The 19,324-nt window shown below is 64.0% G+C and carries 18 protein-coding genes and 2 pseudogenes; 15 read left to right on the top strand and 5 right to left on the bottom strand.

Annotated elements, in window-relative coordinates:
• Window positions 1–79: 79 nt before the first annotated feature.
• The 4 genes from G455_RS24725 (at window position 80) to G455_RS0119245 (ending at window position 6,176) form a co-directional block, all read left to right on the top strand.
• Window positions 80–1,894, top strand: coding sequence for a helix-turn-helix domain-containing protein (locus tag G455_RS24725; RefSeq protein ID WP_051312635.1), 1,815 nt, complete (start codon window positions 80–82; stop codon window positions 1,892–1,894).
• 459 nt (window positions 1,895–2,353) lie between these two features.
• Window positions 2,354–3,592 carry an META domain-containing protein gene (locus G455_RS0119230; RefSeq protein WP_161629411.1) on the top strand — a complete coding sequence of 413 codons (1,239 nt, stop codon included), beginning with the start codon at window positions 2,354–2,356 and terminating at the stop codon, window positions 3,590–3,592.
• A 239-nt stretch (window positions 3,593–3,831) separates the two neighbouring features.
• Entirely contained in the window at window positions 3,832–4,290 is a 459-nt protein-coding gene (locus G455_RS0119240; RefSeq protein ID WP_028095181.1) for a MarR family winged helix-turn-helix transcriptional regulator, read from the top strand.
• On the top strand, window positions 4,287–6,176 hold the full coding sequence (locus tag G455_RS0119245) for an FUSC family protein (RefSeq protein WP_028095182.1): 1,890 nt from the start codon (window positions 4,287–4,289) through the stop codon (window positions 6,174–6,176). Before G455_RS0119240 ends, G455_RS0119245 begins: the two co-directional genes overlap by 4 nt.
• A gap of 19 nt (window positions 6,177–6,195) precedes the next feature.
• On the opposite strand, the gene G455_RS0119250 is transcribed toward G455_RS0119245, so the two are convergent.
• From G455_RS0119250 to G455_RS0119265, 4 genes are read right to left on the bottom strand one after another with little or no spacing between them, the layout of a single operon-like run.
• Entirely contained in the window at window positions 6,196–6,948 is a 753-nt protein-coding gene (locus G455_RS0119250; protein WP_028095183.1) for an iron ABC transporter ATP-binding protein, read from the bottom strand.
• A complete protein-coding gene (locus G455_RS0119255) occupies window positions 6,945–7,889 on the bottom strand; it encodes an iron chelate uptake ABC transporter family permease subunit (protein ID WP_028095184.1) in 945 nt (314 codons plus the stop codon). Before G455_RS0119255 ends, G455_RS0119250 begins: the two co-directional genes overlap by 4 nt.
• Window positions 7,876–8,799: an ABC transporter permease gene (locus G455_RS0119260; RefSeq protein WP_028095185.1), complete on the bottom strand. Its 924-nt coding sequence runs from the start codon at window positions 8,797–8,799 to the stop codon at window positions 7,876–7,878. Before G455_RS0119260 ends, G455_RS0119255 begins: the two co-directional genes overlap by 14 nt.
• A gap of 2 nt (window positions 8,800–8,801) precedes the next feature.
• Window positions 8,802–9,692 (bottom strand): siderophore ABC transporter substrate-binding protein, encoded by an 891-nt coding sequence (locus tag G455_RS0119265; protein WP_028095186.1) that lies wholly within the window; start codon window positions 9,690–9,692, stop codon window positions 8,802–8,804.
• A gap of 383 nt (window positions 9,693–10,075) precedes the next feature.
• Between G455_RS0119265 and G455_RS0119270 the strand changes: the two genes are divergently transcribed.
• From G455_RS0119270 to G455_RS0119315, 10 genes are all read left to right on the top strand, one after another.
• Complete coding sequence (locus G455_RS0119270; RefSeq protein ID WP_051312636.1) at window positions 10,076–10,777, top strand: MotA/TolQ/ExbB proton channel family protein; 702 nt, start codon at window positions 10,076–10,078, stop codon at window positions 10,775–10,777.
• 6 nt (window positions 10,778–10,783) lie between these two features.
• On the top strand, window positions 10,784–11,161 hold the full coding sequence (locus G455_RS0119275; RefSeq protein ID WP_028095188.1) for an ExbD/TolR family protein: 378 nt from the start codon (window positions 10,784–10,786) through the stop codon (window positions 11,159–11,161).
• Window positions 11,162–11,165: 4 nt separating this feature from the next.
• On the top strand, window positions 11,166–11,588 hold the full coding sequence (locus tag G455_RS0119280; RefSeq protein ID WP_051312637.1) for an ExbD/TolR family protein: 423 nt from the start codon (window positions 11,166–11,168) through the stop codon (window positions 11,586–11,588).
• Between the two features lie 7 nt (window positions 11,589–11,595).
• The gene (locus tag G455_RS0119285; protein WP_028095190.1) at window positions 11,596–12,444 is read left to right on the top strand and encodes an energy transducer TonB family protein; all 849 of its coding nucleotides are present in this window, start codon (window positions 11,596–11,598) and stop codon (window positions 12,442–12,444) included.
• Window positions 12,445–12,867: 423 nt separating this feature from the next.
• Entirely contained in the window at window positions 12,868–13,677 is an 810-nt protein-coding gene (locus G455_RS0119290) for an ABC transporter permease (RefSeq protein WP_028095191.1), read from the top strand.
• Window positions 13,678–13,679: 2 nt separating this feature from the next.
• Entirely contained in the window at window positions 13,680–14,750 is a 1,071-nt protein-coding gene (locus tag G455_RS0119295; protein ID WP_028095192.1) for an ABC transporter ATP-binding protein, read from the top strand.
• 18 nt (window positions 14,751–14,768) lie between these two features.
• Window positions 14,769–15,815 (top strand): extracellular solute-binding protein, encoded by a 1,047-nt coding sequence (locus tag G455_RS0119300; protein ID WP_051312638.1) that lies wholly within the window; start codon window positions 14,769–14,771, stop codon window positions 15,813–15,815.
• Between the two features lie 8 nt (window positions 15,816–15,823).
• Window positions 15,824–16,681 (top strand): ABC transporter permease, encoded by an 858-nt coding sequence (locus G455_RS0119305; RefSeq protein WP_240474634.1) that lies wholly within the window; start codon window positions 15,824–15,826, stop codon window positions 16,679–16,681.
• Window positions 16,682–16,713: 32 nt separating this feature from the next.
• Complete coding sequence (locus G455_RS0119310; RefSeq protein ID WP_028095195.1) at window positions 16,714–17,892, top strand: M24 family metallopeptidase; 1,179 nt, start codon at window positions 16,714–16,716, stop codon at window positions 17,890–17,892.
• A gap of 65 nt (window positions 17,893–17,957) precedes the next feature.
• Window positions 17,958–18,611, top strand: a complete 654-nt coding sequence (locus G455_RS0119315) for a TetR/AcrR family transcriptional regulator (protein ID WP_084437134.1) — start codon at window positions 17,958–17,960, stop codon at window positions 18,609–18,611.
• A 99-nt stretch (window positions 18,612–18,710) separates the two neighbouring features.
• On the opposite strand, the pseudogene G455_RS24730 reads toward G455_RS0119315, so the two are convergent.
• A pseudogene (locus tag G455_RS24730) lies at window positions 18,711–18,956 on the bottom strand (transposase); the annotation flags it as partial.
• A 111-nt stretch (window positions 18,957–19,067) separates the two neighbouring features.
• On the opposite strand from G455_RS24730, the pseudogene G455_RS0119325 reads away from it, so the two are divergent.
• Window positions 19,068–19,324, top strand: a pseudogene (locus G455_RS0119325) (IS21 family transposase); the annotation flags it as partial.

Below are 19,324 nucleotides of genomic sequence, written 5' to 3' on the forward strand. Positions count from 1 at the left end.
GGTTTCCTTGGCACAATGCGCAAAGACAGATGCGCCCACGCCACCCCGCCCTCGCTGGCCCAGTGACAGGTGACACGCCATGACCGACAAGCGAAACGAGCCCTCTCTGGCCGATCAGGAGTTCCTGTTCGCGCCCGACACCCAGTCAGGACCGGACAGCGAAGACGATCCGCCGCTTGAACCGATCGATCTCGATATCGTGGCCAGCACCTATCGGTCCATCGTCGATCAGGACGCCTTCGAGGACATGGTGCAGAACTGGAGCACCAAGCTCAATGCCGCCGGACCGGAGCAGCCGCTGGGGCGTGGCATTTCGAAACAGCTGTTCAGCCAATTGAAGCTTGCCCGCAAAGCTTTGGAAACGCTGGATATCCCCATCGACAACGATCCGCTGAAAAAGGCGATCACCGATGTCCCCGGGCCAGCCATCGTACTGTCGCCGAACGGGCGCGTGGCAATGGCCAATATCACCGGCGCCAGCGCCTTCGAAGTGCAGGAGGGCGCCTTTCTGAACCCTGAGGTGATCGCTCCGCAATCGCGGCAGGATTACGCGATGCTCTGCCGCGCCGCCAATGGCCAGGGCAACACCGCCCAGACCATCCTGACGATCTGCCCCGACAACAACGGCGGAAGCAGCGCCGATCCCTTCATGGCCGAAGGGTATCTGATCAAGGTCGGCAATCAGACCAATTACTATATCGCGCTGCGGTCGCTCGAAATCGACTGGCTTCCGGCGGTGAGCGAGCGATTGCTGCAGGCCTTCGGTCTCAGTCAGGCCGAGACCGAGGTGGCCCGGCTGTTCTTCCGAATGCGCGATCTGGGGGCCGTCGCCCGCGCCCGCGGCGTATCGCTACTGACGGTACGCACACAGATGAAATCCATCATGGCCAAGACCGGCGCGCCTTCGAACGTCGATCTGATGCGCTTGCTGTCGATGATCGCCAGTCGCGAAACGATGGGCCAGCGCGGCATGTCTCCGGTCTGGCACGACCCGCTAGGGCGAGAGGAGCGGATCACCCTCCCCGACGGTCGTGTGGTCGCCTGGACCTGGATGGGGGCGGAAAACGGCACGCCGGCAGTGCTGCTCAGAGGGTTTCCCATGGCCTATATCCTGCCCGACGAAGGCGAAACCCGGCTGCGCAAGGCCGGCATCAAGCTGTATGCCCTGTCCCGGCCTGGATATGGCAACAGCACTCTGGACAGCAGCCTGAGCCCGAGCGCGGACAATCTGGCGGCGCTGCGCGCCTTTCTCGATCGCAAGGTCACCGGGCCCTGCGTCGGTATCGGCATGTCAAACGGCTTCATCCCGCTGTTGGAAGAGCAACACGCCAATCCGGCGCGGTTCAGCAGTCTGATCGCGATCGGCTATACCGGCGTTCTCGACCGCAGCGGCATTCACCGGCTGCAACTGATCCAGGGCACCATGATGCGGCTGATCACCCGCGCCCCCTGGCTGGTCGAACTGATGGCAAAAGCCGGGCACCGGATGATGCGGCAATATGGGGTCGACTGGTATCTGGACCGCGCCTATCGCAGCCGGCCGATCGACTTCCAGACCTGCCGCCATCCCAATATGGTCACGCTGATCCGCAACGCCTGCGCGCATCTTCTGAAGCAGGGGCATGCCGCTTTCGTCCGCGACCTGCAACTGGCCATCGCCCCGACCGACCAGATGATCGAAAACCTGACGGTGCCGCTGCTGTTCCTTGCGCCGACCGAGGACGGCGTTTTCGACGAGCGGGCCTATCGCAAGCTCGAAACCCGCAACCCTCTGGCCAGGGTCGAACCCGTCCAGCAGGCGGGAGAGCTGATCTTTTACCAACGCAACGAATTGATCATCGACCGGATCATCGAAGCCACGGAGGCCGGTCGTCACGCCGCCCCCGCACCCTGACAGCCTTGAACAGCACCAGTTTTACAGCGAATTTGTCGCACTTTACACCATCTACGGTATGACGCCGGATCACCCGGCATCTATTCTCGTCTCGAATCTGCCGGACACGGCGATTTGGTCTTCTCTTGTTCGACCGGCCCCTCGGTCCGTTGCGCAAGGGGGATCCCTGCTCTTTGGACATCTGCCTGGAGGACATTTGAACAGGCTGTCGTGGTGTGAGTGACACGATAGCCCCTTTTCAGAAACCCGATTTCGAATTCAGCGAAACCTTTTTCCCCAGTGCCGCAGTGGTCTGACCACTGCGGCACTTTTTCGTCGCCTGCAGCCTCTGAGCGCCCCGCCGCTCCCTATCGGCAAGAGCCCGCCCGCCGCTCCGACCAGGTGGTTGCGCCCCGCCCAGCCTCGGGCCAGAGTAGGCACATCCCCGGGCATCGTCCCAAGACAGTTATGAGTAAAGCATTGAACCTTTCACATATTCTCAGCCCCGCATTGGCCGCGACGCTGATCGCCTCCGCCAGCCTCGTCACCGCACAGGACAGCCGCGACATCAGCGGCATGTTGCAGTACCGCGAACGTATCGCCCTGCCCGATGACGCCCAGATCATCATCGAACTGCGCGGCTGGCAGGATGCCTTGATCGGAGAAACCAGCTTTGGCAGTGACGGACGTCAGGGGCCGCTGCCCTTCACCGTCCAAAGCCCGGCGCGGCTGGCCGCCCGACTGCGGGCCGGCATCCTGACCGACGGTCAGCCCCGCTGGATCAGCGATCCGGTCGAAATCGCCGCCGGAGATGCCCCCGTCGATCTGGGCCCGATCCTGCTGCGCGCCTTCGACCCGCTGCTCTTTGCCAGCACGTACCATTGCGGCACCCAGGACATCCGCATCGGCATTCAGAACGACCAGGCGGTGATGCAGGCGGACGGGCAACGGTATGTTCTGGTCGAAACCGTCACCGCGTCAGGCGCGAAATATGTGGCCGAGCAGGATCCGACCACCTATTTCTGGAGCAAGGGCGCCGAGGCGATGGTCAGCCTGCAGGGACAGGAACTGCCCACCTGCACCCTGGTTCCGCCGGCACCGGCAAGCTATGGCGCCCAAGGCAACGAACCAGGCTGGACGCTGACCATCCGGGATGGACAGATCACGCTGGTGACCGGGTACGGTGAACACCACCGCAGCGCCCCGCTTCCGCCGATAGAGCTGCGCGGGGACGCCTATGTGATGATGCTGGAAGACCCCGATCTGGACATCATGGTGCAACAGAACCTGTGTCACGACAGCGCCACCGGCATGCCCTATCCAGACCGGCTGACGCTGACCAGCGACGACGGAACGCTGTCCGGCTGCGGCGGCGATCCGCGCGATCTGATCCGTGGCGGCGACTGGACGGTGGTGACCGTCGCCGGCTCCGAGACCGACGCGCAGCACGCGCCGACGCTGCAACTCGGCTCGGATGACCGGATCGCCGGCAGCGCCGGCTGCAACCGCTATTCTGCCGCCTTCACCCTGGGCGGAGAAAGCCTGTCCATAGGCCCCGCCGTCACTGCGTTGATGGCCTGCGCCCCCGAGGTGATGAGCGGCGAGCGCACCTTCCTGGACGCGCTGAGCACGGTGACCCGGTTCGACATTGATGCCGCCACCGGCATGTTGCAGCTGATCGGCGCCCAGGATCAGGTGGTGATCACCGCCCGCCGCTGACCCGTCCCATACGGCCAGCGCTTTCCACCGACCGCCCCAGATAGGCGGCGATCGCCCCTGAAAAGCGCTGAACGCCCCCATGGCCCTGCCGATGCACCAGGGCCGTGCGTCGCGGCGGCATGCGTAAGATTGCCATGCCGGGCACGCAAATCAGGCAGCCCATGCCCCCCACATCGGCGAAACACATCTTTGTATTCAAATGATTTGCAATTCAAATCATTTGAATACACATGTACCAGATGACACAGATTCCGCCCCGCGACAGATTCGGTTTTCTCTTCGTCACCCAGGCCCGACGCTGGCGCCGGGTCATCGACCATGAGCTGGCAAAGGTCGGATTGACCGATGCCACCTGGACCCCTCTGGTTCATCTGAAGGAAGGCGGCGACGACATCAGCCAGACCGAGCTTGCCATGCGCGTCGGGCTTGATGGATCGTCATTGGTCCGCCTGCTCGATCTGCTTGAGGGCAAGGGCTTTATCGAACGCCGCGTCGACAGCAACGACCGCCGCGCCAGGCGCATCCTGCTGTCTCCAGCGGGCGAGGCCGAAGTGGCGCGGATCCGGGCGCAGCTTCTCCGTGTCGAGCGGATGTTGCTGGCCGATCTCGACGATGCCCAGATCGCGGCCATAGTCCAGGGATTTGAAGGCATCGACCGGCAAACCGAGGCGGTGCTGGCACAGGAACAGACGAAATGACCCGCTGGCTGACCGAAATCGGGTTCGACACCCCCCGCATGCTCTATGCCGGGCGGACCGCACTCACCGCCTGCCTGGCCTTTCTGGTGGCCTGGGCCCTGGGGCTGGAACATCCGCAATGGGCGGGAATGACGGTCTGGGCCGCGACCCAGCCGACCAAGGGGCAGGTTCTGGAGAAAAGCCTGTTTCGTATTCTGGGAACGATCAGCGGCACCATCGCCGGCGTGCTCCTTGTGCTGTCGATGCAGATCCATCCCGCCTTCCTCGTCATCGGGCTGACGCTCTGGGTCGGGATTTGCACCTGGTTCGGCAATCTGCAGCGCGGCTTCGTGGCCTATTCCACAATGCTCGCCGGCTATACTGCCGCGATGGTCTCGTTGCTGGACAGCGCCCACCCCGATCATGTCTTCGCGCTTGGCGCCGACCGGTTCGCCACGGTTCTGACGGGCGTTCTTGCTGCCGCGCTGGTGGGCTATCTGTTTGCGCCCCGGATCAATGCCAACGGCTTGCGCCGCCAGATACGTGACCTTCTGGCTGACCTTCTTGACCGCGCCGCCGCCCCCCACGGGGCGGTCAGAGACGATAGCGGCCAGGCACTTCTGTCGCGACTTGCGGCCGCCGAAGAAGGGCTCGACCCGCATGCCGCCGGCTCGATCCGCTCCCGTCGGGAGGTTCGGGCGACACGGGCGCTGCTGATCGCCGCGATCCCGGTGCTGCTCAGACGGCGCAACGGCGCCGACATCGCCCCCGACAGGCTGACCGCCGAGGAGCTGAACCGCGCGGCGCGGGCACTCAGGGCCGATGATCTGCCCTGCGCGCAGGCCGCTCTCTCTGCCGCCGCCAACACCGCCACCTCCGGCCCCGCGCCTGCGCTGGCCGGGCTTCTTGAGACCCTGGGCACGGCGCTGGCGCAATGGTCCCACCCAATCGCCCCCTCCTCTCCCGAACCCGCGCTGCCGATCGTGCTGCATCGCGACTGGGTCGGCGCCCGCGAGGCGATGGTCCGGGCAATGGGCGGGCTCGGTCTGTTCGGGGCGCTCTGGCTGGTCACCGGCTGGAGCATGGGCGGTTACATGATGCTGGGCCTGTCGATCATGCTGTCGCTGATGTCGATGATGGAAAGCCCGACCCAGTTCCTGCGCTCCGTGGCGATTGGCCAATTCTATGGCGTGCTGGGCGCGCTGGCCGCCCGCTGGCTGATCTGGCCGCTGGCGGATAGCGAATTCCAGATCATTCTACTGACCCTGCCGTTCATCCTGTTCGGCACGCTGCTTGTCGGGCACCGCAGCACCGTTGCCGCCAGTTTCGATTACAATATGGTAATGCTGCTTCTGTTGCAGCCGCATTATCCGCTGACCGGTAATTTCGGCACCTCTGTCGCCATGGGCGGCGCGGTGGTCGCCGCCCCGCTTCTGGCCATGCTCGCCTATCGCTTCATCTATCCCGCCGGGATCAGGCGGCGGCTCGATACCCTGCTTGCCGCGATGCTGCGCGACCTGGCTGATCTGGCCGCGGATCCCTCCGCGCTGACAAACCGTGAGGTCTGGCGCGCCCGCTTCTATCACCGCACCCTGCGACTGGTGCGGTTGTCGGACCGCTATGCCCGCGCCAATGTCGAGGCGATGGGGGCGAGCCTGGCATTACTGAACCTGGGCCATGCGGCGATGCGCTGCCACGAGATCGAAGCCGACCCCGCCAGCAGCGACAGCCAGCGCCGGGCGGCGCGGGCGGCGCTGGGGCGGCTGCAGACCCTGCGCGAGACCCCTCAAAGGGCGGAAAAGGCGCTGACCCATCTCGGCCAGCGACTGAGCGATGAGGATGCCGATCTGGTGCACCGCGCGGCGCATGGCGTCACGGTGCTGACCCCGGCCTTCCAGACTGTCTGAGGCCAGTGAGGCCCGCAGGTCAGAGCGTCAGCACCACCCGCCGGCCTCCCACCTCGGCCACCGTCACCTCGGTATCGAAAAGATCGGAGAGCACCGGTTCGGTCACCACCTGATCGGGGCGGCCGCTGGCGGCCACCCGCCCCGCCTTCAGCGCCACCAGATGATCGGCATAGGCGGCGGCCACCGTCAGATCGTGCAGTACGACGACAACGGTGCGCCCGGCCTCCGCCTCCTGCCGCGCGATGCGCATCACTCGGCGGGCATGGGCCAGGTCGAGGTTGTTCAGCGGCTCGTCCAGCAGGATCACATCGGTCTGCTGCGCCAGCACCATGGCGATCTGCGCCCGCTGCTTCTGCCCGCCCGAGAGCGTATCGAGGTAACGGTCGGAGAACGCCGCCAGATCGAGCCGGTCGATGGCGCGCTCCACCTCGGCCCGGTCGGTGACGCCCAACCGGCCGTGGCTGTGCGGATAGCGGCCGAAGCTGACCAGATCGCGTACCGTCAACCGTGGCCCCACCGCCCCCTCCTGCCGCAGGATCGAAAGCCGGAGCGCCAGTTCGGGCGCCGGGATCGTATTGAGCGGTACGCAGTCCAGCAGAATTTCACCTGAGGCCGGCGCGATCAACCGCCCCAGCGCGGTCAGAAGGGTGGATTTGCCGGCCCCGTTCGGCCCCACCAAGGCGGTCAGCTTGCCCCGAGGCAGGCTCAGCGACACATCGTGCAGCACCGGCTTGCCGGTCAGATGCACCGAAAGCGCGCGGGTTTCGATCATGATTTCCTCCTGCGCAGGATCATCGCCAGGAACACCAGCCCACCCAAACCCTCGATCACCACGGCGACCGAGGTCTGCAGATGCAGCACCCGTTCGAACAACGTCTGGCTTGCCACCAAAACGGTGCAGGCCACCAGAGCCGAAAGCGGCAACAACAGCGCATGGCGCCAGCTTCGCGCCAGATGATGGGTAAGCGCCGAGACCAGCAGCCCGAAGAAGACGATCGGCCCCACCAGCGCGGTCGAGACCGAGACCAGCAGCGCCACCGCCGCCAGCATCTGCCGCGCCTGGCGGTCGTAACGGACACCTAGGCTCATCGCCGCCTCGCGCCCCAGCGCCATCACATCGAGCCGCCGATGCTGGGCGATCAGCCAGGCCGAGACCAGCACGGTCCCCCCGGCGGCCACCCATGTCAGATTGGCCGGGATCGCGGTGAATTGCGCGAAACTGGCGCTTTGCACCACGCTGAACTCCGACGGGGCGATCAACCGGTTCAGCAATTGGGTCAGGCTGCGGAACAGGATGCCGAAAACGATGCCGGTCAGGATCATCCGCGAAATCCCGCGCCCCCGCCGCAACAGCGCCCCGAAGAGGGCAAGCGCCGCCACCAGCATCACCCCGGTCTCCAGCCCGAACTTGAGGTAGGGGTTCAGCATGGCAACCCCGACACCTGACAGGATGAAGACCAGCCCGCTCTGCCCCAGCAGGAAAAGCGCGTCGAAACCCATGATCGCCGGCGTCAGGATGCGGTTGGCCGCAAGCGTCTGAAACACCATGGTCGAGAGCGCCACAGCGCTGGCCACCGTTATCAACGCCACTAGCCGGGTGCCGCGAAACATCAGCACGAAGCCCCAGTCTCCGCGCGCCCCGAGGCTGAGGAAGGCGAGACAGGCCAAAAGCAGCGCCAGGGCGGCCAGCAGGATCAGACTAGCGCCGCGCATTGAGCATCCACAGGAAGACCAGCGCGCCGAGCACGCCCAGAATGGTGCCGACCGGGATTTCATAGGGAAAGCGGATCAGACGGCCGAGGATATCGCAGGCCAGCACCAGCCCGGCGCCCGACATCGCCACCAATGGCAGGGTGCGGCGCAGGTTCTCACCGGCGAAACGCGCCACCATGTTCGGCACCACCAGCCCGACGAAGGGGATCATCCCCACCGTCACCACGGTCACCGCGGCGATGCCGGCGACGATCACCAGCCCCAGCGCCACCACGCGCGGGTAATCCAGGCCAAGGCTGCGGCTGGTGTCCTCTCCCATCCCGGCGATGGTGAAACGGTCGGCGAAGACATAGGCGGCAATCGCCAGGGCCCCTGCCGCCCAGAGGAATTCATAGCGCCCCAGCATGACGCCCGAGAGCTCGCCATTCATCCAGACATCGACATATTGGATCAGGTCGCGCTCATAGGCCAGAAAGGTCGCCGCGGCGCCGAGGATGCCGCCATAGACGAGACCGGTCAGCGGCACCAACAGCGGATCGCGCGACGGCAGCCGGCGCACCAGCGCCAGGAAACCGGCGGTGCCGATCAGCGCCGCCGCCGTCGCCACCGCCATCTTGAGCCAGAGCGCCGCCCCCGGGGCCACCAGCGTCACCGCGACCAGCCCCAGCCCCGCCGCCTGTGCCGTGCCGGTGGTCGAGGGTTCGACGAAGCGGTTGCGCGCCAGCATCTGCATGATCACCCCCGCCACGGCGAGCCCGGCTCCTGCCAGCAGTGCCGCCGCCGTGCGCGGCAACCGGCTGACGCCCAGAATCCACCACTCCCCACCCGAAAGCGAGGCCACGCCAGTCACCGCGCTGATCCCCACCAGAAGGACCAGCGCCGCCGGCGCCGCGAGGCGGGAGGGGCTCACGGTTACGCCCCCTCGAAGGCCTTGATCAGCAGATCGAGCGTGTGGTCGAGCGATTGCACCCCGCCGCTGGAGATATAAATCTCTGCCGCGTTCAGATAGATCACATGGCCTTGCTTCCAGGCCTTGGTCTCGCGCACCAGCGGGTTGTCGAGCGTCGCCTGCGCCCCCTCTGCCTCGGCCCCGATGGCGGCGGCGCGGTCAAGCACCAGCAGCCAGTCGGGATCGGCCTGATGGATGAATTCGAAACTGATCGCCTCGCCATGGGCGGTGGTCTCGATATTCTCGACCGCCTCGGGCAGGCCCAGTTCACCATGGATCCAGCCGAACCGCGACCCCTGGCCATAGGCAGAGATCTTCGGCCCGTTGGTCAGGATGATCAGCCCCTTGCCCTTGCCGGCGATGGCGTCACGTGCCTCCTCGACCTTGGCGTCAAGCTGCCCCTCGATCAGCGCCGCACGATCCTCAAGCCCGAAAAGCCGACCGTAGTCCTCCAGCCGCTCCTTGGCCTCGTCGATCAGCAGATCGCCGGTAAAGGTCATGTCGACGGTAGGCGCGATCTTGGCCAGTTCACCCACCTTGGCCGCCGATCGGCCGCCAGCGATCACCAGATCGGGATGCAGCGTATACAGCGCTTCGAGATCGGGTTCGAAAAGCGTGCCCAGATCGCCCTGATACTTCGCCAGATAATCCACAAAAGTCTTGCTGACCGACCCCGCCACCGGCACGCCCAGCGCGTCGAGTGTATCAAGCGCGGCCATGTCATAGACCGCCACGGTCTTCGGCGCCTGGGCAGTCTCGACCAGGCCGCGGGCAGTGCGCAGGGCGACCGGATCGGCCACCGCCGGCAGTGCCAGAGAGACAGCGGCCAGCATCCCGAAAATCGCGTGTTTCATGGCATATGTCCTTTTGATCCTTACCCTACAGGGCGATCAGGCAATGGCGCGCGCCCTGTCCTGACAATTTCCCTATGGCATTGCCGACCAGAGATCCAGCCACTATTCCGACGGAAACGATCAGGGATGACAGCCATGCTCTCGACGCAGACCGGCCACGGACAGCACAACAGGGGCAAACGCCACTGCGCTGCATCCCGCCACGAACAGAGGTGTCTCCTTTCCCCGCAAGCCTGCGATTGCGCCCTCTTCGGCCCTTGCCGACGAGATTGGGGCACAGTTTTAGTTGACGAAAAAGGTAGGTTTTATTAGCAACAGAGTGCAAGGCGCCCGGTTTCCCCGGTTTGGCGCCATAATCTTCTGGCCGAGTCGCGGTGGTGCCCATGGAATTCATGTCTCTGAACGATACCCTCTCCTCTGTTCTGGATTTCCTGAACATCGGTGGACCGTCGATCTGGGCTATCGCGGCGCTGTCAGTGATCACCTTGGCGCTGATCCTGTGGAAGGCCTGGGATCTGCTGACACTGGGGGCGTGGAACGGGGCCCATCATGTACACAAGGCGATGGACGACTGGGCCCGGGGGGATGTCGCCCCGGCACTCGCCCAGCTCAAGGGGCGCCGGACCATCCGCGCCCGGCTGACCCGAACCGCGATGGAAGCCCATGGCAACCCCGAATTCGACGACGATGCCGCGCGACAGGAAACCGTGCGCGTCGCCAAGACGCTGCTGGCACGCGGGCGCACCGGGCTGCGCGCGCTTGAGCTGATCGCGACCATCGCACCGCTACTGGGCCTTCTGGGAACCGTTCTCGGCATGATTTCGGCCTTCCAGGCCCTGCAGGAGGCGGGCGCGCGCGCCGATCCAGCCACGCTGGCCGGTGGGATCTGGGAGGCGCTGCTGACCACCGCCGCCGGTATGGCGGTGGCAATCCCCGCCTCAATGGCGCTGACCTGGTTCGAAAGCGTCAACGACCGGCTGCGCCGTCAGCTCGAGGATATCGCCACCCGCGTCTTCCTGCGCCGTCGCGCCCCCGATGCACCGGAGATGACCGAACAGGCCGCCGACGCGCTGGCCGCGGAGTAAGCCGCGATGACCTTCGACGATCCCCGCCCACCCCGGCGCATATCGCTGACGCCGATGATCGACGTGGTGTTTCTGCTGCTGGTCTTCTTCATGCTGGCCTCGCGCTTCGGGACCGACATGCAAATTCCGCTGCAGGCCGCCGGCGGTGCCGCGACCGACTATAAGGGCCCGCCGCGACTGGTGCAGATCGACCCCGAGGGGTTGAAGCTGAACGGCCGCGAAATGGATCCGGAGGCGCTGATCGCCGGGCTTGGCGATCTGACCGAAACGCCCCAGGATGTCATCGTCCTGCGCGTGGGTGACGAGGTGCCGCTGCAACGGCTAGTCGAGGTGATGGACGCGCTGCGCGGCGCCGGCTTTACCCGCCTGGTCCTGGTGGAGTGATCCGATGATGAATTTCGCCGATCCTCCCCGCAAGGCGCCGATGGAAAGCATCGTGCCGATGATCAACGTGGTGTTTCTCCTGCTGATCTTCTTCCTCATGACAGCCGAAATCGCCCCCCCCGAGCCGATCCCGGTGGAACCACCGCAGGCCAGCTCCGAAGATCAGGCCGAAGCGACCCTGACCCTCTATCTCAGCCCGGAAGCCACGCTCGCCTTCCGCGATGCGGAGGGAGAGGACGCGGTGATGGCGGCGCTGGAACTGGCCCGTATAGAGCTTTGCGGCGACGGCGGCTGTGCCGGCGCCGATGTTCCGCCCCTGGTGCTTCGCGCCGACGGGCAGGCGCCAGCGCTGGAAATCGCCAAACTCCTGCCACGCCTCGCCGGGCTCGGCTTTACCGATGTTCAGCTTGTCACCGTTCCGAAGTGAGGCTGCGATGCGACTGCTGATCAATTCCATCGTCTTTGTCGCCATGGCCCTGACGGCGCATTTGGCCTTCGCCGCGCTGCGGCGGGTAGCACCGGCGGGCGCCTCCTCCGCCGGGGATGGCGGCGAGGCGGTGATGTCGGTCGAGGCCTCTTCGGCGGCGATCGCGGCGATGGTCGAGGATTGGGAACGCCCGCCAGAGGTTGCCACCGAACTGGCACAGGCGGCCCCCGAACCGCCGCAACCGACTGCACCGGAGCGCCCCACCCTGGCCGAACTGCCGCGCCCTGAGCTGCCATCCCGGCCCGAGTTGACCCCGGCGATGCCCGCAGCCCCCACCCCGCCCGACCAGGCCATCAAGGCGCCAGAACCGCCGGCGCCGCAGAAGCTGGAACCCGAACCGGTCCCGGAAGTGGCCAAGACCGAACCGAAGCCGAAACCACAACCGAAACCCAAGCCCCCGGCGGCTGCGCAGGACAGCATCAGTTCCCGCGCCCAACGTGCGGCCGGAGCCGGCGGCGGAACTCATGCCGGCGAGGCGCGTTCCTCAGCCCCTTCGACGCTGTCGAAATCCCGCGCCCGATCATTGCAGGCGCAATGGGGCGCCTCGATCCGAGCCCGAATCGAGCGGCGCAAACGTGCTCCCCGCGGCGGCGGCGGCGGCACCGTCGTGCTGGCGGTCTCGGTGGCGCCGAGCGGGCAGTTGCTGGGCGTGTCGATCCGCAAAAGCTCAGGCAGCGGCGCGCTCGATCAGGCAGCGCTCACCGCCGTGCAGGCCGCCGGTCGCTTTGCCGCCGCCCCCAAGGGGCTGACCGAGGCACGTTATACCTTCAGCCTGCCGATCCGCTTCACCGGCTGAGAAGCCAGAGAATTCATCGTCATCACGGCGCGGCGTCCTGCCTTCGAATCACTCCCATTCCGGCAGGACGTCAATGGCAACGGACCAGGTTATCCGCCCCAGCACGGGATGCAGGCCCCACCCTCCAGACTGAAGCGAACAGACGGCCCCCCCTATTCAATGCCCACGACAATGGGATCCGAAGTTAGTGCTGCAGGGCCCATTTTCTCGAGCCCGACCAATAAGCACCTGATTCTCTGAAGAAAACCTCGTTCGCCCCAAGGCCCCGTATTGCTCCCCCCCATTCGCGGCAACCTCGTTGCCCCAAGAGTGATCACCCGAAGGATCGCACACAAATAAAAAAACAGTATTGTCGGTTTTTTTATTGAGCCTCCCGTTTTCTCACCCTAGCGTCGCAAAACATCGCCCGTTTCAGGACCCTTCATGCAAACTTCCACACTCTCCAAGCTTCTTTTCCATGCGGTGATCGTACTGCTGTACGGCTTCCTTTTGCTGCCTGTGGTCGCGGTGACCTTCGTCAGCTTCTTCGACAGCCAGTTCCTGAGCTTCCCGCCACCGGGATACACACTGAACTGGTTCGCCAATGCCTTGGATCAAGCGGATTTCGTGAACGGCTTTCTCACGAGCACCAAGGTCGCGCTGATCGCCACCGTCATCGGCGTGACCTCCGGCATGCTGGCAAGCATCGCGCTGGTGAACTACGAGTTTCGTGGCAAGGAAGCGATCAAGGGGTTCCTGCTGGCGCCGCTGCTGGTGCCAGGCATCGTGATCGGCACCGCGCTGTATGTCTTCTTCATCCAAATCGCTCAGATGACCGGCTACAACGCCACGACCTCGATGAGGGGCTTGGTGATCGCCCATGTGATGCTGACCATTCCATGGAGCGTTCGCTTGATCGTCGCCTCAATGGGCATGCTGGACCGATCGGTCGAGGAAGCGGCACGGAATCTCGGCGCCAGCGCCTGGACCACCTTCTACCGCATCACGCTGCCCCGTATGCGCTCGGGGATCGTGGCGGCGGCTCTCTTCAGCTTTGTCATCAGCTTCGAAAACCTCGAAGTCTCGGTGCTGCTGGTAAGCCCGGGCAACACGAGCCTCCCCATCGCCATGCTCCAGTATCTGGAATGGAACATGGACCCAACCCTGGCCGCCGCCAGCACCATCCAGATCCTCATCATCGGGTCGATTCTGCTGATCTCCGATCGCTTCGTCAAACTCTCACAGGTGGTGTAACCATGGCTGACCTCAATATCCGCAACCTTCAGAAAGACTATGGCGATTTCAGCGCTGTAGACGGGGTCAGCCTAACCGCCGGTGCGTCCGAGCTGGTGGCGCTGCTGGGGCCGTCAGGCTGCGGCAAAACCACTCTGCTGCGCTCGATCGCCGGTTTCGTGCCGGTCACCGCGGGGCAGATCGAGATCAACGGCAAGGATGTCACTCGCCTTGCCCCGAACAAGCGCAACACCGGCATGGTGTTCCAGAATTATGCGTTGTTCCCGCATCTGACGGTCGAGAAAAACGTCGGTTTCGGGCTGGAAATGCGCGGCATCAGCGGCGCCGAGGCGGACAAACGCATCGCTGAAGCCCTGGAGCTGGTCTCGCTGGGTGCCTACGGGCACCGCTATCCCAAGGAGCTGTCGGGCGGACAGCAGCAGCGCGTTGCCGTGGCCCGCGCGCTGGTTGTGAACCCCGATGTCTTCTTGCTGGATGAACCGCTGTCGAACCTCGACGCCAAGCTGCGCCAGAGCGTGGGTATGCAACTCCGCGATCTGCAGAAATCGCTGGGGCTGACCACGGTTTTCGTGACCCACGACCAGAAAGAAGCCCTGATGATGGCCGACCGCCTGGTCATAATGCGCGCAGGAAAGATCGTGCAAGAAGGCAGTGCCGAAGAGCTCTATGACGCACCGGCCTCCTACTTCGTGGCGGATTTCCTGGGCCATTCCAACGTCGTCTCCGGTAAGGTCACGCCCGAAGGCTTCCTGTCCACCGGCGGGACGATGTTCCGCTGCGACAGTGCAGGCATGCCTGCGGACCGGGTGATGACCCTGCGCCCGGAAAACCTGATCCTCGGCCCGGCGGCGGTGGCGCTGCCGAATAGTTTCGAGGCGCGGATCCAATCCATCACCTATCTGGGCGCGCAAAGCGAGGTGACCTTGTCCCTGCCCGGCGGCGACCAGCTGACGGCGACCCATCAAAACCGCACCGGCGACAGCCTGACGCTGCGCGTGGGGGACATGATTTCGGCCGGCTGTCTGCCCGAAGCCGTCCGGCTCCTTGTCGACGACATGACTACAGCACACTGACCAACAGGAGATAGAAGAATGACGATGACTTCCAGACGCGCCTTCCTAACCGGGACCGCAGCCATGGGCGCCACCCTTGCCACCCCCGGTCTGCTCCGCGCGCAAAGCGGCGGCCGCGTTGTCGTCGGCACCTGGGGCGGCGATTATGCCCGCTTGCTGACCGAAGACGTACAGCCAGTGCTGGCCAACGCCGGCGGCTATCGCATGGTACTGGACACTGGCGGCGCAACCGCCCGCAAGACAAAGCTGATCACGGCGGCCCGCGTCGGCGGCGGGGCAATGGATGTGGCCTGCCTGTCCGACACCGACATGTACCAGATGTATGCACAGGACATCCTGACGCCGGTGGCAGAGCTGGATATCCCGAACTACGCCAATGTCTTTGATACCTTCGTCAACGATTATTCGATCCCGCATATCTACAGCGGCATGGTCATCGTCTACGATACCACTCAGGTCAGCACCCCGCCGACCTCCTACGCCGACCTCTGGACCGAAGAATATCGCGGCGCGGTCGGCTTCTCGGACATCCTGTTCAACCCTGTGCTGCTTGCTGCATCCCTTGCCCATGGGGGCGGCGCGACGGATTTCGACACCGCCAAAGATGCCCTCATGGAACTCAAGAACGCCGCTGGCGGCCCCAAGGTCTACCCCTCGAACGAAGCCATCGCCAACGCCTTTGAGGCCAAGGAGATCAAAGCCACGTTGATGTGGAAGGCCCGTGCCTACCAGTGGAGCCAAGCCGGCCTGAGCGTCGCCGCAGCCACCCCGTCGGAAGGCGCGATCCCGGTGACATTCAACGCCGCGACAACCCGTTTCACCCAGAACAAGCCGGGTTCTGCAGCAGTTTTGAACACCATGCTCGACCCAGAGATGCAGCTCGTCTTTGCCAAGGCCATGGGCTACCTGCCAACCGTCTCCAACGCAGAGATCAGCGACGACATGCACGAGACGCTGGGCTTCACTGATGCCGAGCGTGAAGCCTTTGTGCATCCCAACTATGGCTATGTGGCGGAACAACTGTCCGACACGCTGACCTGGTGGAACCAGTCCTTCAAGGCGTGAGGATGACGGTGTCCAAGATCAACATCCGACAAATTGGTGCGGCGACAGGTCTCCTGTCGCCCGCTACCCTGCTGGTGCTGGGCAGCCTCGTGCTGCCCATGCTCATCCTGCTGCGTTACAGTTTCAACGCCTATGACCCCATGCTTCTCATGCGCGAGACCTTCACGCTTGAGAACTATGTCCGTTTTTTCGCGGAGCCCTATTTTCACACGGTGATCCTGACCACCCTGGCCGTGGCCCTGGGCGCGACAATCGGCAGTATCATCCTCGGCTTCCCGATCGCCTACTTCCTGGCCCGGACCCAGAGCCGGTTCAAAAGCTTCCTCGTCGTGCTGGTGATTTTTCCGCTTTTGGTGGGAAACGTGGTGCGCGCGGCCGGCTGGATCACACTCTTTGGCACCCGCGGCGTGGTCAACGTCACGCTGATGAACCTCGGTATCATCTCGCAACCGATTGAGATCATGTATACCGACTTTGCCGTCGTGATAGGGACGCTTTCAGTGGTGTTGCCCTTCATGATCCTGACCCTTCAAGGGGTGATCGAGAATGTGGATTTTTCGATCGTGGACGCGGCGCTGAACCTGGGCGCCAGCCGGTACAAGGCTTTCACCCGGATTTTCCTGCCAATGATCATGCCGGGCGTTCTCGCCGGTTTTGTCCTGATCTTTATCCTGTGCATGAACGCCTATGCCACGCCCTACCTGCTGGGTGGACCCGGCTACAAGATGATGGCCCCCACGCTCTACAACCAGATTTCCTCGGTCGCGAACTGGCCGTTCGCATCGGCGCTTGCCTTCATATTGATGGCAGTCACCGTGATATCGACGCTGCTGGTCACGCGGCTGACCACCCGTCGCCGCCGTTGACCGGCTTTCCTCCAACTACAGAAAGAAATACCATGGGTTTCCTATCAAACGACGTCTTCGAGTATCGCCTCAACGGCCTGCGCGAAATGATGGGCCGCAAGGGGCTCGACGCCGTGATCCTGTTCGGCGCAGATTCCGAATTCTACACCAACTGGATCGTCGACGTGGCCGTCTGGGAACGTCCTATTGCCGTCATCGTCCCCAAGGAGGGAGAGCTGTTCGCCGTCCTGCACTCGCTCTCGACCAACCACTTCCGCTTTGCCCAGGAACGCAAGTCGACCTGGCTGCATGACGTGGAATTCTATTACGAACATCGCCGCGACGGTGTCCGCCTCTACGATGGCTTCCACGCCCATGTGGCCGACCGGCTGCGGGCGCGTGGCCTGGACGGGGCCCATTTTGGCTATGATAGCGCACCGGCGCACATGCAAAAAATCCTCACCTCCCTCGGAAGCGGCAAAATGGCCCCGGTCGAGGACGATCTGCGTGCCCTGCGTCTGGTGAAACACCCCGAAGAACTGGCACTGATGCGCGAGGCGGCGGATATCTCCGACTGGCTGCAGGATCGCTATCGCGAAAACATCCGCGCCGGCCGGCTGATCCAGGAACTCGACCTCGAGATGCAGCGCCAGGCGATCGTAGAATCCGCGCGTCGCTTCCCGGGGCAGAACTGCGAATGGCGCATCTACACGCTGCGTGGCCCGCATTCCGCCTCACCCCATGGCAATGGCGCCCAGACCGGCGCGACCATTGAAGAAGGCGATGGCCTGGTGAATATCGTCATTCCGCGCCTCAATGGCTGCACCATCGAAAATGAACGTATCTGGTTCTGCGGTCGCCCGAACGCGGCGCAGGAGAAAGCCTTCCAGATCGCGGTCGAGGCCCAGGAAGCCGCAATTTCCGTCATGCGCCCCGGCAACCCGGTGTGCGAGATCGACCTCGCCGCGCGCCGCGTGATCGAAGCCGCCGGTTATGGCGATAATATCCTGCACCGTACCGGCCATGGCGTCGGCATGCGCGGTCACGAATACCCTGCCGACACGGCGTTCAACTCCCGTCCGCTGATGGCGAACGAGGTGTATTCGGCCGAACCCGGTATTTACATCTGGGGCGTCGGCGGCTTCCGTATGGACGACACCGTCATCGTGGGCAATACCCCCGAGGTGCTGACAAAGGCACCCAAGGACTTGGAGAGCCAGACGGTTCTCTGAAATACTCCCCCCATCCGCCCAGCGGATGGGGGCCTTTTGTCTGATAAGAAATAAGGTCCCGAGACATGGGCAAACCCCACCGTGCCAGGCAATCACAGGCCGAGAAATCCGCAGCCATGCAGCGTCGGCTTTGCGAAGCCACGTTGGAGACCTTGGCAGAAGTCGGCTACGAAAAGCTCAGCACCTCACTTGTCTGCGAAAAGGCAGGTGTCTCGCGCGGTGCGATGACGCATCATTTCAGCTCTCGCAACGCACTCTTTGCAGCCGCCTTTGCCCATCTTCTGACCCAATGGCGCAACGAGCGCGAGGCCTATGTCTCGTCCCTGAAGCCGGGCGAAACCATGTCTATCGCCGAACAGACCGAATACCTCTGGAAGCGGGTCTTTGCCACACCCAGCTATGTTGCATCGCTGGAGCTGATGCTGGCGGCACGAATGGATGACAGCCTGGGCCAGTCCCTGCGTGCCATCCTGGGCGAATGGCGCGATGTGCGCGACACCCTCCTGATCAAGGCCTTGGGCGGCGATCCGAACGATGCGGCCTCACTGCAATTCCTGCGCCTGAATTCCTGCATGCTACGGGGCATCGCCGTCCACATGTCCTTTGATGACAATGAATCGGAGCGGGAAACCCTGCTGCAAGCCTGGCGTGATTTTCTCGAGGCGAACAGTGATCGGTTGCCTTGGCATGCCGCCAAGAAGCCCCCCCATGAAACCTAACAGGCTGCAGAAAAAGGCTGCCGCGAGGAACGGTTTCCTTCTGCGCTGTTGTTGGGGGGCTGGATCATGGGCGGGCAGTCCTGGCGGCGGCTTCCCTGGTCAGGCCGCAAGCAGTTTCGGCAGCCTCGCCAGATTGCAGGCCACCATCGTCAGCGTGAAGCGGGCGCGCGCCCTCTCGATGCCGCGATACATGGTCTGCGCCATGCCGCCGACTGCCCTGGCCCAGCCGAAGGGATCCTCGATCTTCTTCCTGTGCCGCTGGGATTGGGCATAGCCGGGATGCCTGGTCGTCCGGCCGTCGATGGCTGAATAAGGGGACGTCTGCGCGACATGCGGCGTCACCACTGTGAACAGGCATGGAAAACTGCCCCCGTAGCGGGGTGATCGGCGTCCCCAAACGCTCCCCTTAGATTGATGGTCATCATGCTCCCGGGAACAACCGGGAGCAGTTTCGGGATGTTGGTCGTGGAGACTATCGCGAAGATCCGACGGGGGTATTTCCAGGACGGCAAATCGATCAAGCAGATCTGTCGCGACCTGCGTGTCTCGCGGAACATCGTCCGGAACGCGGTCCGTTCTGGTGCGACGGAACTCACCTGCGAGCGCAGTGTTCCGCCGCAGCCGAAGATCGGCCCCTGGAAGGCCGAGCTTGATCGGATGCTTGAGGAGAACGCGCGCAAGCCCAAGCGCGACCGGTTCACCCGCATCCGTCT

It is taken from the genome of Pseudodonghicola xiamenensis DSM 18339, assembly GCF_000429365.1.
In the GTDB taxonomy this organism is placed as follows: domain Bacteria; phylum Pseudomonadota; class Alphaproteobacteria; order Rhodobacterales; family Rhodobacteraceae; genus Pseudodonghicola; species Pseudodonghicola xiamenensis.